Consider the following 14473-nt stretch of genomic DNA (forward strand, 5'->3'; position numbering starts at 1 on the left):
CATTTTTGCATGGCTCGAATTCCGTGCTTAAGGCTGCGGGTTGAATACGGCGCATTATTTGTTATGCCGGAAGTTCAAGACAAAGAGGCAGGCAACATGACGGTCACCATTTACGGCATCAAGAACTGCGACACGATGAAAAAGGCCAGAAGCTGGCTGGAAGCCAACGGTGTCGACTATTCTTTCCATGACTACAAGACGGCCGGCATCGACCAGGCCCATCTCGAAACATGGTGCGATGCCGCGGGCTGGGAAACGGTTCTGAACCGGGCCGGCACCACCTTCAAAAAACTGGACGATAGCCAGAAAGCCGATCTTACGCGCGAAAAGGCCATTGGCCTGATGCTGGAGCAGCCCTCCATGATCAAGCGACCGGTGCTGGAGGCCAAGGAGGCGATAACCGTCGGTTTCAAGCCGGAAACCTATCAGTCCCTCTTTGCGTGAGCGCAGGCCACCATGTCCAAGACAACCCGCGCTACGCAGATGCTGACCAAGGCCGGTGTGAACTTCACCACAGTTACCTATGACTACGACCCGAATGCCGACCGGATCGGCCTGCAGGCGGCCGAAGCTATCGGCGAACCGCCACATCTGGTTCTGAAAACACTGATGGCTGAGCTGGATGGCAAGCCGGTCTGCGTCGTCGTCCCGTCCGACCGGGAAGTGAGTATGAAGAAGCTCGCCGCCGCCTTCGGGGGGAAATCTGCCAGCATGATGAAGCCCGCCGATGCGGAGCGGGCAACCGGTTATCATGTGGGCGGCATCAGCCCTTTTGGACAGAAAAAACAGGTTCCGACCGCCATAGAGACTGGGGCCATGACCCATTCCTATGTCTACATGAATGGTGGCCAGCGCGGTTTGCAGGTAAGGCTTTCCCCCGGCGACGCGCAGGCGGCGCTGAAAGCCGTTGTCGCACCTTTGGTGGCCGATTGACGTCTCGACACAGCTTTGAAAGCATTTGGCTTTCGAAGCGAATGGGCTATGGTCGGCGCCTCCGATTGAAATATACGAAGGCAGATCATGACTGTTTCCCCCATCGATCCCGTCAAACTCGAGAAACTGGCTGAAGTCGCCGTCAAGGTCGGCCTGCAATTGCAGAAGGATCAGGATCTGGTGATCACCGCTCCGCTGGCGGCGTTGCCGCTGGTGCGGTTTTTGACCAAACACGCCTATCTTGCCGGCGGCGGGCTGGTCACCACCTTCTATTCCGACGAAGAAACCACGCTTTCCCGCTACCGCCACGCCAGCGACGCCAATTTCGACCGGGCTTCCGGCTGGCTCTATGACGGCATGGCCAAGGCCTATGCCAATGGCGCGGCGCGGCTTGCAATTGCCGGCGACAACCCCATGCTGCTGGCCGAACAGGATCCCGCCAAGGTGGCGCGCGCCAACAAGGCCAATTCCACGGCCTATAAGCCGGCGCTTGAGAAGATTTCCAACTTCGATATCAACTGGAACATCATCTCCTATCCAAACCCGTCCTGGGCAAAACAGGTCTTTCCCGGCGTGACGGAAGACGAAGCGGTTCGCAAGCTCGCGGACGCCATCTTCGCTGCTTCGCGGGTAGATCTCGCCGATCCGGTCGCGGCATGGGCGGAGCATAACTCCAATCTCGCCAAGCGTTCGGCATGGCTGAACGGTGAACGTTTCTCTTCGCTGCATTTCACCGGTCCCGGCACGGACGTGAAAATCGGCCTGGCGGACGGCCACGAATGGCATGGGGGCGCCTCCACCGCCAAGAACGGCGTCACCTGCAACCCGAACATTCCGACGGAAGAAGTGTTCACCACACCGCATGCGCTGCGCGTGGATGGTTACGTGTCCAGCACCAAGCCGCTTTCACATCAGGGAACGCTGATCGACGATATCCAGGTGAAGTTCGAAGACGGCCGCATCGTGGAAGCCAAGGCTTCGAAGGGCGAAGCCGTGCTGAACAAGGTGCTCGATACCGACGAGGGTGCGCGGCGTCTGGGTGAAGTGGCGCTGGTGCCGCATTCCTCGCCGATTTCGGCAAGTGGCATCCTGTTCTACAACACGCTGTTCGACGAAAACGCCTCCTGCCACATTGCGCTCGGCCAATGCTATTCGAAATGCTTCGTTGATGGTGCTTCGTTGTCGCAGGACCAGATCAAGGCGCAAGGCGGCAATTCCAGCCTGATCCACATCGACTGGATGATCGGTTCCGATAAGGTGGATATCGATGGCGTGAAGCCGGATGGCTCCACAGTTCCGGTGATGCGCAAGGGCGAATGGGCCTGAGCTATTTCGGCAGCTGGCTCCGCTGACTGAGCCAGATGCTGAAAAGCACTGCAACGAAGCCGACGATTTGCGCTGGCGTGAGGCTTTGGCCGAGCGCCAGCCAGCCGAGCAGGGTCGCAACGACGGGGCTTAGGAAACCGAGCGAGGCTGCAGCAGAGGGTTCGATGCGGGCGAGACCCCGGAACCACAGAAAATAGGTCAAGGCGGCACCAATAATGCCGAGATAGGCCATGCCGAGAATATTGGCCGCGGTAGGTGCAGGCAGGGCCGGTTCCAGTAAATATGCGACCGGCAGAAGCAGAATGCCTCCAGCCGTCAATTGCCAGGCCGTAAAGGTGAGGTTCGACACCGGCGGTCGCCATTTGCGGGTGAGCACGGTTCCGAAGGCCATGGATACGGCGCCTGCAAGACCCGCAGCCACGCCGACGGCATCCAGCGCGGCAGCACCCGGCGCCAAAACCAGAAGTGCGACGCCGACAATACCCAGAAGACCAGCGACAATGGCCAGCGGCCGGACCGGCGCGGCGAGAAACAACCGCGAAAGGCCGATGACGATCAGGGGTTGGATCGCACCCACAGTCGCAGCCACTCCACCCGGCAGCCGGTAAGCCGAAACGAAAAGCATCGCCCAGAAAAACGAGAAATTCAGCGCACCTAGAATAAGGCTGCGAGACCACCAGATGCCCTTCGGTAGTTTTCTGACCAGAAGCAACAACAATACTCCGGCCGGCAAGGCGCGTAGCATCGCAACATGGAATGGATATCCATGCGGCAGGAATTCGGTGGTGACGAAGTAGGTCGTCCCCCAGATGGCGGGCGCAAGTGCCGTCACCAGCACATCGGCGGCGTAGGCGGTATTTTTCTTCATTTCAAGAATCTCTATATCAAGATAAATACAACTTAGCCAATTTTATCTTGACGTCAAGATATCAGTTGTTATGCCTTGGTGATGAACAAAGAACCGATTGATCACGTCGATCACATTCTGGCGCAATGGCGCAAGGAGAGGCCCGATCTTGATGTCGAGCCAATGGGGCTGCTTGGGCGCTTGAAACGGCTAACCACGCACCTGGGTCGCGAGGTGGAGGCGGTGCTGCTGAAACACGGCCTCTCCTCTTCCGCTTTTGATGTGCTGGCGACATTACGGCGCGCGGGCGCGCCCTACCGGCTTTCGCCCGGTGATCTGCTGGCCATGACAATGGTAAGCTCCGGCACAATGACCAACCGGATCGACCAGCTGGAAAAAGCGGGTCTGGTGGAGCGCGTCCACAACCCGCTGGATCGTCGCAGCGTGTTGATATCATTGACGGAGCGGGGATTTGCCATTGTCGAGGACGCGGTCAGCGCCCATGTCGAGAACCAGCAACGGCTGGTCGCACAGCTCAGCGAAGAAGAACGCACGGCGCTGAACAAGCTTGTGAAGCGGTTTCTACAGGGGTTTGAAGCTTAGTTCCCTAAAAAGCGGACAGGAACCAGCAATCGCGCAGGTGATGGCGCTTGTTTTGGCGCTAAGAATCCTTTAAGCAATTTTCCGTTAACCTGTCCTACAGGTTGGAGGAACGATTGTATAAGCCCATTTCGCAGGAAACCGATCTCGTCAGCAGCGCGATTGGCGCAATCACGCGCCACATTCGCGAAAACGAACTTGCCCCCGGAGCGAAGCTGCCCAGCGAGCTTTCGCTCTCGCAGCAGCTCGGTGTCTCGCGCACCGTGGTTCGCGAGGCTTTCCGGTCCTTGTCGGCCATGCGGCTGATCGATGTCAGCGTCGGCAAGCGCGCCACGGTGGCGACGCTGGATCATGGCGCGATGTCGCTGATGTTCGAACATGGCATTCACACCGAGCAGATCAACATCCAGCAGATTTACGACGTGCGCCGCACCATCGAAGTCAGAACCGTGACATTGGCGGCGCTGCGGCGAACGGATGCGGAGGCGCTCACCATTCTCGACCACGCCAACAATATGGAGCGGGACTTCGGTAATAGTGACAGGGTCATGGAACACGACCTTGCCTTTCACCTTGCCGTTGCCAGAGCCTCCAAGAACCCGGTTTTCGAACTCATTCTCGGCGCCTTTCAGAATGTGACACGCCAGACATGGCCGATCGGCTGGAAGAGCCGCAAATCCGACGCGCAGCGTCATGCCGCGACTGAACTTCATATCGCCATCGGACAGGCCATTGCCGCGGGCGACCCGCAAACGGCCTCAACACTTATGGCGCGGCATTTCGATGAAAGCGTGCATGCGCTTCTGGCCGCCGGCATCGCCTGATTTTTCAAACGCAGTTCCAGACCGAAAACTGCCTGCCTCTGGAGGAGACACTTCATGAAAATTACGAAACTCGAAACCGTCCGCGTGGCGGAACGGGCAAACCTGCTCTGGGTTCTGGTCCACACGGATGAGGGCATTACCGGACTTGGTGAAACCTTCTACGGCGCCGAGACGGTTGAAACCTATGTGCATGAATATATCGCACCCCGCGTGATCGGCCGCGATCCGCTGCAGATCGACCTTCTGGCACAGGACCTTGTCGGTTATCTCGGCTTCCGTTCATCGGGGGCGGAAGTACGCGGCAATTCGGCCTTCGATATCGCGCTTTGGGATATTTTCGGCAAGGCCACCAACCAGCCTATTGCGCAATTGCTTGGCGGCTTCAGCCGCAGGGAAATCCGCACCTACAATACCTGCGCGGGCACGGAATATATCAAGAAGGCGACCGGCCAGCAGACGGCCAATTACGGCCTGTCCGGCGGCAAGGATTATGACGACCTCAACGGCTTCCTGCACCGGGCCGACGAGCTTGCCCATTCGCTGCTGGAAGACGGCATCACGGCCATGAAGATCTGGCCTTTCGATGCGGCGGCGGAAAAGACGCGCGGCCAATATATCTCGATGCCTGACCTGAAAAGCGCGCTCGAGCCGTTCGAGAAAATTCGCAAGGCGGTGGGCGACAAGATGGATATCATGGTGGAGTTTCACTCCATGTGGCAGCTGCTGCCCGCCATGCAGATCGCCAAGGCGCTCACCCCTTACCAGACCTTCTGGCACGAAGATCCGATCAAGATGGACAGCCTTTCCAGCCTGACGCGTTATGCCGCCGTTTCACCCGCGCCGATTTCCGCATCGGAGACGCTCGGCTCACGATGGGCTTTCCGAGATCTCCTGGAAACTGGCGCCGCCGGCGTGGTGATGCTTGACATCAGCTGGTGTGGTGGACTTTCCGAAGCGCGCAAGATCGCTTCCATGGCCGAAGCCTGGCATCTGCCGGTTGCGCCGCATGATTGCACCGGCCCGGTGGTACTCTGCGCCTCCACGCATCTGTCGCTCAACGCACCGAATGCGCTGGTTCAGGAAAGCGTGCGCGCCTTCTACAAGACCTGGTACCGCGATCTCGTTACCGCATTGCCGGAAGTTAAAAACGGCATGATCACCGTGCCGCCGGGTGCCGGCCTTGGCATGGAGCTGCATCCCGATATTGAAAAGACCTTCACCGTCAGCCGTCGTTTTTCAGATGCGGCATCGATCTGATCAGAACAGACTGCCCTGATTTCCCGGGTCGGAAGAGGCCGGTTTCACCGGCTTCTTTTTGGGAGCGGCAGGCGTGGGAACGTCAGATGATGGAGTAGCCTCGCCTGTCGTCAGGGCGGCCACGCGACCGTCGGCGAACTCCATCGACACCACAGCGCCGGACGCGATGGCAGCAGCCCGGGTCAGGGGCCGGTTCTCCTCGTCGCGGATGACAGCATAACCGCGGTTCAACACATTCTTGTAGGACAGCGACTGCAGGATGCGGTCATGGGCAGCAAGGCCCGAGCGGTTCTGCGCCATGCGGTGAAGCACGGCGGTATCGGCACGTCGCGTTGCGGTGACGACCCGTTCCTTCTGCCGCTCCAACTGGCCGAGCAAGCGGGCGGGCAGCGAACGCAGCGCGGAATTGGTCGAGGAAATTCTCGACTGCGCCTGCAACAGGCGGCGCTCCACAAGCGCCTCGGCCCTCTGCATGCGTTCCGTAACACGCTGGCGATGCTGCCGCAGGCCATTCAGCAGGATTTCCGGCCTCAGACCCGAAGTAGAGCGTTCGAACGCGCGGCGCTTGTTGAGCGTCGTCATTTCAAGCCCGCGACCCAAACCGCTTGCGGCCTCGTCGAAACGACGGCGCGGCAGAGCCAGAAGCTGGTCAAGCGATGGCAGCGCACGCACCAGAGCACGCACGCCCTGTCGGCGATTGTCCATTTGGCGTGATACCGAGCCGGAAAGGCGCGCCGCAAGGCCGGAGAGCTGCGCCTCCAGTTCCGCACGCACCGGCACGGCCATTTCGGCGGCACCCGTCGGTGTCGGTGCGCGCACGTCGGCGGCGTAGTCGATCAGGGTCGTATCCGTCTCATGCCCCACAGCGGAAATCAGCGGGATTTCGCTCTCGGCAGCGGCGCGCACGACGATTTCGTCGTTGAAGCTCCAGAGATCTTCCAGACTGCCGCCACCACGGGCGACGATCAGCACGTCGGGGCGCGCAATCTCACCGCCGGGCTGAAGCGCATTGAAACCGCGAATGGCGTTCGCCACTTCCTCACCCGAGCCTTCCCCCTGCACCTTGACCGGCCAGACGACGACATGGACCGGAAAGCGATCCGAAATGCGGTGGAGAATATCGCGAATGACTGCGCCCGTGGGCGATGTGACAACACCGATGACACGCGGCATGAACGGCAGGCGGCGTTTGCGTTCCGCATCGAACAGCCCTTCCGCCGCCAGACGCCGGCGGCGGTCCTCCAGCAAAGCCATCAGCGCGCCCGCTCCGGCCGGTTCCAGGCTTTCTATGACGATCTGATATTTCGAGGAGCCGGGAAAGGTGGTGACCTTGCCGGTGGCGATGACCTCCATGCCCTCTTCCGGGCGGAACTTCAGCCGCGAGAAAGTACCCTTCCAGATAACCGCATCGATGCGGGCGCGATCGTCCTTCAGGGAGAAATAGGCGTGACCCGAAGAATGCGGACCCCGGTAGCCGGAAATCTCGCCGCGCACCCTCACCTGATCGAAAGCCGTCTCCACCGTTCGCTTGATGGAACCCGACAGTTCGGAAACCGAGAACTCGGCAAGATTGCTCAATGCGGCATTGGAGAAAATATCGCTCATGCCCGTTTGTAACCAAAACCCGTCGATTCGGAAATGCCGGTACTGGCCGGGTCTATTTTAACGGCGGTGAAACCATATCCTCAACTAACGAGTTAGGAAAATGGGTGAGGGAGGAGAAAACAAGGGTTCGTTAGGGAAGAGGACGCTACGTCTTATCCCAGACCCGGCAACCAAAGAGGAGGCGGCATTCATGATTTTTCTTACCGCCACATTGCTCGGCGTAACCGCAGTTGCGTTGCGTTCGGTATTCAGCATCATTTTCATCTGCCTGATGGTTATCGGCGCCTATGGTGTCGCACTGGCGATTTCTGCAACCGCCGTGCCGCTGATGTCGCTGCTCCTGGCGCTTGCGGGTTATAATTTCGGCGTTGTGAGTGTGGTCATCGGCCTTCTCGTGCTGCAACGTCCGCGCTCCACCCAGCCGACGCTTTAAAGCACACGGCCTTGCGGCTTCGCCACTTCGCCCTGACCGAGGTTTACGGACTGGCTGTAGACCTTTCCATCTCTTTTCTGCTGATTTTTTATATCGGCATCGACCCGCTTGCCGCCCGTCTTCCGGGCGCTTTGGCAGGGCTTGCGACGAGTTGGAGGCTAAACCATTCGAATGGCGATGGCCGCAATGAGCTGAACGGCTTTCTAATGAACGCCGTCACGCTTATCTCCCGCATGGTTGGCGTCGGGCTGTTCGCCCTGCTGCAATGGCGCAATCCACTGGTGCAGCCGCTGGTCCCGCTTGCCTTTTCGGCACTCGCGGCACTGGTGCTGGCGCTTTACGGCTATAGGCGGCTTCAAAAGCAGCGTGCGGATCAGGATTAAACCGTCTCCCAACCGTCCTTTTCCGCCGCACGGTAGATGGCATCGATGAAAAGCTGGTTCTTCCTCGAGCTTTCCAGGGTGACGACCTCGCCCTCACCTTTCACCGCGCGGGCAAAGGCCTCCGCCTCCAGCTTGTACTGGCGACTATCCTGAAACCGGAAGACTTGCGACTGGTTATGGCCCTGGTTGGTCAACTCGATTTCCTCCGCACCCCAGCGATTTGCATTGAAGGGAGACTTGATCTCGATGTACCCGTCCGTGCCGTGGAAAACCATCAGCTGGCGGGCGGCAAGCTGCGTCGCCAGATAAAAGCTCAGTTCGAAGCCGCCGAAATCGGCCCTGACGCTGGAATAGATATCGGTGCCGAATTCCTTATCACGCTCGACGCTCGCCTGTACGCGCTTCGGCTCGGCACCCGTGGCAAAACGGGTGACGATGGTCGGGTAGACACCGATATCCGGCAAGGCCCCGCCGCCCAGTTCGGGAATATTGCGCATATTGCCGGGATCGCGGTTGAAGTAGCTGAAAGCGCCCTGCACATGCTTCAGCGTTCCGATTGCACCTGATGCCAGCAATTCCTTCACCTTGGCCCAAACAGGAGAATAGGTGACCATGAAAGCCTCCGACACGACAACGCCATTGTCGTCCCGCGCCGCGATGATGGCGTCGATCTCTTCAGCCTTGAGTGCGATCGGCTTTTCACACAGCACGTGTTTGCCGGCATTGGCGGCTTTTATGGTCCATTCCACATGTTGCGAGGTGGGAAGCGGAATATAGACGGCATCGATGACATCGGACGCAAGCATTTCCTCATAGGAGCCGAAGGCATGCGGGACGGAAAAACGATCTGCAACCGCGCGCGCCTTGGCATGATCGCGGCTGGCGATGGCGCTGACCACACAGTTCCGCGCATCCTGAATCGCCGGAATGACGTGATCCTGAGCGATTTTCGCCGTTGAAATTATTCCGAAGCGCAGCATCTCATTCTCCCACTCTGTAATTCCGGGAACTTACCACTGTCGCGACGCCTGGCAAGTCGCACGAAACGTAACTGCAAACGCTATGGCCGGATTCGTCCTTCCTTTGTCGGTTTCCATGCTTTTATCCAGCCTTTCAAAGGTGAATTATGCTATGCATGAACCCAATGGAGAATCATGAAATGTCCTCTTCTCACACAGCACTCCTTGTCATCGACGTTCAGGAATCCTTTCGGCACACCCCCTATTTCGAGGAAAGCGAACTTCCCGCCTATCTGGAAAAACAGCAGGCACTGATCGACGGCGCCAAGGCATCGGGCATTCCAATCGTGCAAATCTTTCATGTCGATGGCGACCGGGCCTTTGCAGAGGAGAGCGCCTATATTCGCGCGCTGGAAGGTGTGCGCATTACCCCTGACGTCACCTTTCGCAAGAACCGCCACTCTGCTTTCGCCGGCACCGGCCTCGATATCTGGCTGACGCAAAAGGGTATCAACCGGCTGATCGTATCCGGCATCCGCACCGAACAGTGCTGCGAAACGACCACACGGCATGCATCGGACCTCGGTTACACAGTCGATTACGTCACCGAGGCGACGCTTACCTTTCCAATGACGCACGCCTCAGGCACCGTGTTCAGCCCTGATGATATTCGCACCCGAACCGAGCTGGTGCTGGCCGGTCGCTTTGCGCGCATCGCAACCGTCGGCGACGTTCTCGAAACGGTACGAAAGGCCGCCTGATGGACAATGGCGGCACGCGGACAATTCCCTTTTATACGCTTGTGCCGCCACACGCGCTGTTGCTCGATATTGCCGGCCCGCTGGAGGTGATCCGTTATGCCAACGCGGAACAGCGGGATATCCATTTCGACTGCCGTTACATCGCGGAACATGACCAACAGCAATCCTCCATCGGCCTTGGGCTTTGCGGGCTGGAGGCCTTGCCCGAGAGCCTGCCGGACAATGCTTTCCTGCTGATTTCCGGCAGCATCTCCCGATTCGACAACGCGCCGGAGATGCGACGGGAGCGGCAGGCGCTGGTGGCATGGTTGCGCCGCGCAGTGCGCGCGGACACCACAGTCATTTCCATTTGCTCCGGCGCACTGCTGGCGGGCGAAGCAGGACTTTTCGACGGGCGGAGCTGTACGACACATGCGGATTGCATCGAAGCGCTGCGCCGCACCGCACCGCTGTCGCAGGTGGCCGAAAACCGTCTTTTCGTGGAGGATGGCAACCGCTTCTCCAGCGCCGGTATTTCCACCGGCACCGACCTCATGCTGCATGTCGTTTCCCGACTGACATCGCCTGCGGTCGCGGCGCGCATTGCCAAAAATATGGTCGTTTATCTCAGGCGCAGCGGCAGTGATCCGCAAATCTCCCCCTGGCTTACCGGCCGCAACCACATTCACCCCGCCATTCACCGGGTGCAGGACCGGGTGATGACTGAACCGGCTCAGGACTGGTCGCTGGAACGGCTGGCCGATATTGCCGCACTGAGCGAGAGGCACCTGTCCCGCCTGTTTCGCGAGCATACCGGCATCAGCGTCATCGACTACGTCAACCTGATGCGTGTCAATCTTGCCCGCGACATCCTTGCAAACAGCCGTCTGGATATGGAAGCCATTGCCGAGCGGGCGGGCTTTGCCTCCGCCCGGCATTTGCGGCGCGTGTGGCAACAGCACAATCACCTCCCGCCCAGCCACTATCGCGGCTTTCAGGCCTGATCTCACCCGCTTTTGCCCGTTGCCTGATGAATGCCATCAAAGGAATTGAATGGTTATGCCGGCAAGCAGTTGATAACCTTGCCGCCAAAGACAGCAACAGGAGCATTCCCCGTGGAAAAACGAAGCCTTGGCCGCACCGGCCTCTCCATCGCCCCGATCGTCTTCGGCGGCAACGTGTTCGGCTGGACAGCGGACGAGAAGACTTCCTTTGCCCTGCTCGATGCATTTTTCGACGCCGGGTTCAACGCCATCGACACGGCAGACGTCTATTCCGCCTGGGTGGACGGGCATGAGGGCGGCGAGTCGGAAGCAATCATCGGAAAATGGCTGAAACAGTCGAGCGTCAAGCGTGAGGACGCGGTGATCGTTACCAAGGTCGGTTTCGACAATCGCGGTCAGAAGACAGGCCTTAGCGCCAAATGGATCGCAGAGGCTGTCGACGCCTCGCTGAAGCGCCTGCAAACCGACTATATCGATCTCTACCTCGCCCATAAGCCGGACGCGGATGTGCCGCTGGAGGAAACGCTTGCAGCCTTTGCAAAGCTGAAGGAACAGGGAAAGATACGCGCCATCGGGTGCTCCAACTATTCGGTGAGCCAGCTTCAGGAAGCGCTGGACACGGCCGCGAAGAACGATCTGCCCCGTTACGATGTGCTGCAGCCGGAATATAATCTCTACAACCGTGCGGATTTCGAAGGCCCGCTTGCCGATCTTTGCGTCGCCCAGGAAATTGGTGTCATCAATTATTATAGCCTCGCGGCAGGGTTCCTCACCGGGAAATATCGCGCCAAGGCGGATACCGAGGGCGTCGCCCGCAGCTACCGGGTGGGTGAATATGTCAACGCCCGCGGCCTTGCCGTTCTGGGCGCCATGGATGCGGTTGCCGTGGAAACCGGAGCCAAGCTTGCCGATATCGCGCTGGCGTGGCTATTGCGGAAGAAGGCCGTAACGGCACCGATTGCCAGCGCCACCAGCCTGCCGCAACTCGAAAGCTTCAAACGCGCCGTCAATCTCAAGCTGACGGATGAGATGATGACGCTGCTCGACAAGGCGGGCGCGTGACATGGACCTTGTAATTCGCGACGCGGAGCCGGAAGACCGGGCGGAATGGCTGCGCCTGTGGCACGACTATCTCGCCTTCTATAACGTACACCTTGCCGAGGAAGTTACGGACCATACATGGGCGCGTGTCCTCGATCCGGCATCACGCGTTTCAATGCGCGTGGCTCTTCTGGGCGACAGGATGGCCGGTTTCGCCATCCATCACTTCCATGATTCCACCTGGGTGAAAACGCCCGACTGCTATCTGGAAGACCTGTTCGTTGACGGCGCGATCCGCGGCAAGGGAACAGGCCGGGCGCTGATGGATGACCTCATTGCCATATGCAAGGAAAAGGGCTGGTCCCGGCTTTACTGGAACACGGACGAGCACAATCACCGTGCCCAGAAGCTTTACGACAGCTACGTCAAAAGCGACGGCCATATCCGCTATCGCATCAAGTTCTGATCACCCTCTGAAGCGGAAGAAATCCACGAAAGCCCTTAGCGCCGGGCGCATCTGCCGGCGCGAGGGGTAATAGATATAAAAACCATCGAAGGGCGCACACCAGTCCTCCAGCACCCGGACCAGCCTGCCTTCCTTGATGTCGTCTTCTACGCGCTGTTCGAAAACGAAAGCCAGACCCGCGCCGTCGATCGCCGCCCGGCGAATAAGGCTCTGGTCCGACAGGATGAGCGGCCCCTGCACATCGACCACCAAAGGTCTGCCGTCCTTTTCCAGCTCCCAGCGGTAGAGCAGACCACTGGAGAAGCGACGGAGAATACAGCGATGCCGCATCAAATCCCTCGGCTCACGGGGCGGCAGATTTTCTTCGAAATAGGTGGGCGCGCCGACAATCGCGCCACGCCATGGGCCGCTCGCCTTCACGGCAATCATATCCGCTTCAAGATTCTCGCCGAGCCGCAGGCCGGCATCGAAACCTTTCGCGACAATATCCTCGAAGCGGTCATCGGTCGAAATCTCCAGCGAGATATCTGGATATAGCCGCAGGAACTCGCCAAGCCGGGGCATGATCAGGTCCTCCGCCGCAAGTCTTGGCAGGGTTATCCGCAACGGTCCGGCCGGCCTTCCGCCATGCTCGGCAAGCGTATCGATGACGGCATCGATTTCAGCAAGGGCCGGCCCAAGCGTCTCGAGAAGCCGCCTGCCCTCCTCTGTCGGCGAAACGCTGCGGGTGGTACGATGCAGCAGGCGCAGGCCAAGGCTCGCTTCGAGCGACGATACTGCATGGCTGACGGCGGAAGGCGCAATGGCAAGTTCGGCGGCAGCTTTACGAAAGCTGCGGCCTTCGGCAACGGCAGCGAGGACAGCGAGTTGAGAGAGTTGCACACGGTTCATTGTTCTAAATAATAGAACAACCCGCAACGATTTGCAGCGATTATTTTTGCCGTCTTAGGGCGCTATCTTCTCACCACGCCCCTGACAACGGGCGGTTCCTCATGGAAGGACGAACAGATGAAAAAAAGAACTCTCGGAAACAACCTTTCCGTTTCGGCGCTTGGCCTCGGCTGCATGGGCATGACCCATGCCTATAGCCCGACCGGCGACGAAAATAGTGCAATAGCGACGCTGCACCGCGCCGTCGAACTCGGTGTCACTTTTTTTGACACGGCAGAGGTCTATGGGCCCTACAACAATGAAATCCTCGTCGGCAAGGGTTTGAAGCCCTATCGCGACAAGGTGGTCATTGCTACCAAGTTCGGTTTCAAAATCGACGCCAGCAAACCCGCAGGCCAGATGATGGTGGGTACCGACAGCCGCCCGGAAAATGTGCGCGCCGTCGCCGAAGCCTCTCTCAAACGCCTAGGCGTCGACACCATCGACTTGTTCTATCAGCATCGCGTCGATCCGGATGTTCCAATCGAAGATACGGTCGGCGCCATGGCGGAACTGGTCCGGCAGGGCAAGGTGAAACATCTGGGCCTTTCGGAAGCGAGTGCCGAAACACTTCGCAAGGCGCACTCCACTCACCCGATCGCTGCCATACAGAGCGAATATTCGTTGTGGACCCGCGATGTGGAGGAAAACGGCGTGCTGGAAACATGCCGCGAACTCGGTATCGGTTTCGTCCCCTTCAGCCCGCTCGGGCGTGGTGCCCTGACGGGCGCGCTGAAGTCGCTCGACGGACTTGCATCCGACGATTTCCGCCGCGGCCTGCCGCGCTTCCAAAGTGAAAACTTCGATGCCAATCTGGCGCTCATCAAGCTTCTGGAAGACATGGCTGCCGAAAAGGGTGTTACCGCCGGGCAACTGGCGCTGGCCTGGGTTCTGGCGCAGGGTGACTTTATCGTTCCGATCCCCGGTACGACGAAAATCGCCAATCTTGAGTCAAACGTGGCGGCAGCGGATGTATCGCTGACGGCAGAAGAAGTCGCCAGCCTCGGCGCGTTGCTTTCTCCAGCAAAGGTTGCCGGCCAACGATATCCCGAGCGTATGTCCCAGATGGCGAACCGCTAAAAACAAAAAAGCCGAGGCGACTGCCTCGGCTTTTTCAATTCATGA

Annotated in this window: 17 protein-coding genes; 13 read left to right on the forward strand and 4 right to left on the reverse strand. The window is 59.1% G+C overall.

Annotated features, from left to right (window positions below):
• Window positions 1-96 precede the first annotated feature (96 nt).
• The 3 genes from J5276_RS13765 (at window position 97) to J5276_RS13775 (ending at window position 2259) form a co-directional block, all read left to right on the forward strand.
• Window positions 97-444: an ArsC family reductase gene (locus J5276_RS13765; protein ID WP_038492648.1), complete on the forward strand. Its 348-nt coding sequence runs from the start codon at window positions 97-99 to the stop codon at window positions 442-444.
• Between the two features lie 12 nt (window positions 445-456).
• Window positions 457-933, forward strand: coding sequence for a Cys-tRNA(Pro) deacylase (gene ybaK, locus J5276_RS13770; RefSeq protein WP_065688399.1), 477 nt, complete (start codon window positions 457-459; stop codon window positions 931-933).
• A gap of 87 nt (window positions 934-1020) precedes the next feature.
• Window positions 1021-2259, forward strand: coding sequence for an aminopeptidase (locus J5276_RS13775; protein WP_112154813.1), 1239 nt, complete (start codon window positions 1021-1023; stop codon window positions 2257-2259).
• A 1-nt stretch (window position 2260) separates the two neighbouring features.
• Here J5276_RS13775 and J5276_RS13780 read toward each other — a convergent pair whose 3' ends face one another.
• The gene (locus J5276_RS13780; protein WP_209159312.1) at window positions 2261-3127 is read right to left on the reverse strand and encodes an EamA family transporter; all 867 of its coding nucleotides are present in this window, start codon (window positions 3125-3127) and stop codon (window positions 2261-2263) included.
• 81 nt (window positions 3128-3208) lie between these two features.
• On the opposite strand from J5276_RS13780, the gene J5276_RS13785 reads away from it, so the two are divergent.
• The 3 genes from J5276_RS13785 to J5276_RS13795 all read left to right on the forward strand — a co-directional run bounded on the left by J5276_RS13785 (window position 3209) and on the right by J5276_RS13795 (window position 5787).
• Window positions 3209-3709 (forward strand): MarR family winged helix-turn-helix transcriptional regulator, encoded by a 501-nt coding sequence (locus J5276_RS13785; protein WP_162632885.1) that lies wholly within the window; start codon window positions 3209-3211, stop codon window positions 3707-3709.
• Between the two features lie 113 nt (window positions 3710-3822).
• Window positions 3823-4530 (forward strand): FadR/GntR family transcriptional regulator, encoded by a 708-nt coding sequence (locus tag J5276_RS13790; protein WP_019564469.1) that lies wholly within the window; start codon window positions 3823-3825, stop codon window positions 4528-4530.
• A gap of 54 nt (window positions 4531-4584) precedes the next feature.
• A complete protein-coding gene (locus J5276_RS13795; protein ID WP_003514648.1) occupies window positions 4585-5787 on the forward strand; it encodes a mandelate racemase/muconate lactonizing enzyme family protein in 1203 nt (400 codons plus the stop codon).
• Here J5276_RS13795 and xseA read toward each other — a convergent pair whose 3' ends face one another.
• Complete coding sequence (xseA, locus tag J5276_RS13800) at window positions 5788-7392, reverse strand: exodeoxyribonuclease VII large subunit (protein WP_111782876.1); 1605 nt, start codon at window positions 7390-7392, stop codon at window positions 5788-5790.
• A 190-nt stretch (window positions 7393-7582) separates the two neighbouring features.
• Between xseA and J5276_RS13805 the strand changes: the two genes are divergently transcribed.
• Window positions 7583-7825 carry a hypothetical protein gene (locus tag J5276_RS13805; protein ID WP_038489554.1) on the forward strand — a complete coding sequence of 81 codons (243 nt, stop codon included), beginning with the start codon at window positions 7583-7585 and terminating at the stop codon, window positions 7823-7825.
• An 11-nt stretch (window positions 7826-7836) separates the two neighbouring features.
• Complete coding sequence (locus J5276_RS13810) at window positions 7837-8208, forward strand: hypothetical protein (protein WP_111782877.1); 372 nt, start codon at window positions 7837-7839, stop codon at window positions 8206-8208.
• Here J5276_RS13810 and J5276_RS13815 read toward each other — a convergent pair.
• On the reverse strand, window positions 8205-9188 hold the full coding sequence (locus tag J5276_RS13815; protein ID WP_003514640.1) for a Gfo/Idh/MocA family protein: 984 nt from the start codon (window positions 9186-9188) through the stop codon (window positions 8205-8207). The two genes, J5276_RS13810 and J5276_RS13815, sit on opposite strands and share 4 nt — an antisense overlap.
• Before the next feature lie 179 nt (window positions 9189-9367).
• Between J5276_RS13815 and J5276_RS13820 the strand changes: the two genes are divergently transcribed.
• From J5276_RS13820 to J5276_RS13835, 4 genes are all read left to right on the forward strand, one after another.
• Window positions 9368-9928, forward strand: coding sequence for an isochorismatase family protein (locus tag J5276_RS13820; RefSeq protein WP_111782878.1), 561 nt, complete (start codon window positions 9368-9370; stop codon window positions 9926-9928).
• Complete coding sequence (locus tag J5276_RS13825; RefSeq protein WP_038489544.1) at window positions 9928-10911, forward strand: GlxA family transcriptional regulator; 984 nt, start codon at window positions 9928-9930, stop codon at window positions 10909-10911. Before J5276_RS13820 ends, J5276_RS13825 begins: the two co-directional genes overlap by 1 nt.
• Before the next feature lie 111 nt (window positions 10912-11022).
• Entirely contained in the window at window positions 11023-11973 is a 951-nt protein-coding gene (locus J5276_RS13830; protein ID WP_065703896.1) for an aldo/keto reductase, read from the forward strand.
• Window position 11974: 1 nt separating this feature from the next.
• The gene (locus tag J5276_RS13835) at window positions 11975-12418 is read left to right on the forward strand and encodes a GNAT family N-acetyltransferase (RefSeq protein ID WP_112154814.1); all 444 of its coding nucleotides are present in this window, start codon (window positions 11975-11977) and stop codon (window positions 12416-12418) included.
• On the opposite strand, the gene J5276_RS13840 is transcribed toward J5276_RS13835, so the two are convergent.
• Complete coding sequence (locus J5276_RS13840) at window positions 12419-13309, reverse strand: LysR family transcriptional regulator (protein ID WP_025592183.1); 891 nt, start codon at window positions 13307-13309, stop codon at window positions 12419-12421. It abuts the gene before it with no gap.
• A 117-nt stretch (window positions 13310-13426) separates the two neighbouring features.
• On the opposite strand from J5276_RS13840, the gene J5276_RS13845 reads away from it, so the two are divergent.
• Window positions 13427-14428, forward strand: coding sequence for an aldo/keto reductase (locus J5276_RS13845; protein WP_112154815.1), 1002 nt, complete (start codon window positions 13427-13429; stop codon window positions 14426-14428).
• Window positions 14429-14473 lie beyond the last annotated feature (45 nt).

The sequence above is a fragment of the Agrobacterium sp. S7/73 genome (genome assembly GCF_019355535.1).
Classification (GTDB): domain Bacteria; phylum Pseudomonadota; class Alphaproteobacteria; order Rhizobiales; family Rhizobiaceae; genus Agrobacterium; species Agrobacterium tumefaciens.

What these genes read in the sequence shown, in the direction of transcription:
- J5276_RS13840 (WP_025592183.1), bottom strand. Translation starts at nt 13,309, where the DNA reads ATGAACCGTGTGCAACTCTCTCAACTCGCTGTCCTCGCTGCCGTTGCC.
- J5276_RS13805 (WP_038489554.1), top strand. Translation starts at nt 7,583, where the DNA reads ATGATTTTTCTTACCGCCACATTGCTCGGCGTAACCGCAGTTGCGTTG.
- J5276_RS13825 (WP_038489544.1), top strand. Translation starts at nt 9,928, where the DNA reads ATGGACAATGGCGGCACGCGGACAATTCCCTTTTATACGCTTGTGCCG.
- xseA (WP_111782876.1), bottom strand. Translation starts at nt 7,392, where the DNA reads ATGAGCGATATTTTCTCCAATGCCGCATTGAGCAATCTTGCCGAGTTC.
- J5276_RS13780 (WP_209159312.1), bottom strand. Translation starts at nt 3,127, where the DNA reads ATGAAGAAAAATACCGCCTACGCCGCCGATGTGCTGGTGACGGCACTT.
- ybaK (WP_065688399.1), top strand. Translation starts at nt 457, where the DNA reads ATGTCCAAGACAACCCGCGCTACGCAGATGCTGACCAAGGCCGGTGTG.
- J5276_RS13820 (WP_111782878.1), top strand. Translation starts at nt 9,368, where the DNA reads ATGTCCTCTTCTCACACAGCACTCCTTGTCATCGACGTTCAGGAATCC.
- J5276_RS13795 (WP_003514648.1), top strand. Translation starts at nt 4,585, where the DNA reads ATGAAAATTACGAAACTCGAAACCGTCCGCGTGGCGGAACGGGCAAAC.
- J5276_RS13785 (WP_162632885.1), top strand. Translation starts at nt 3,209, where the DNA reads ATGAACAAAGAACCGATTGATCACGTCGATCACATTCTGGCGCAATGG.
- J5276_RS13765 (WP_038492648.1), top strand. Translation starts at nt 97, where the DNA reads ATGACGGTCACCATTTACGGCATCAAGAACTGCGACACGATGAAAAAG.
- J5276_RS13815 (WP_003514640.1), bottom strand. Translation starts at nt 9,188, where the DNA reads ATGCTGCGCTTCGGAATAATTTCAACGGCGAAAATCGCTCAGGATCAC.
- J5276_RS13845 (WP_112154815.1), top strand. Translation starts at nt 13,427, where the DNA reads ATGAAAAAAAGAACTCTCGGAAACAACCTTTCCGTTTCGGCGCTTGGC.
- J5276_RS13835 (WP_112154814.1), top strand. Translation starts at nt 11,975, where the DNA reads ATGGACCTTGTAATTCGCGACGCGGAGCCGGAAGACCGGGCGGAATGG.
- J5276_RS13775 (WP_112154813.1), top strand. Translation starts at nt 1,021, where the DNA reads ATGACTGTTTCCCCCATCGATCCCGTCAAACTCGAGAAACTGGCTGAA.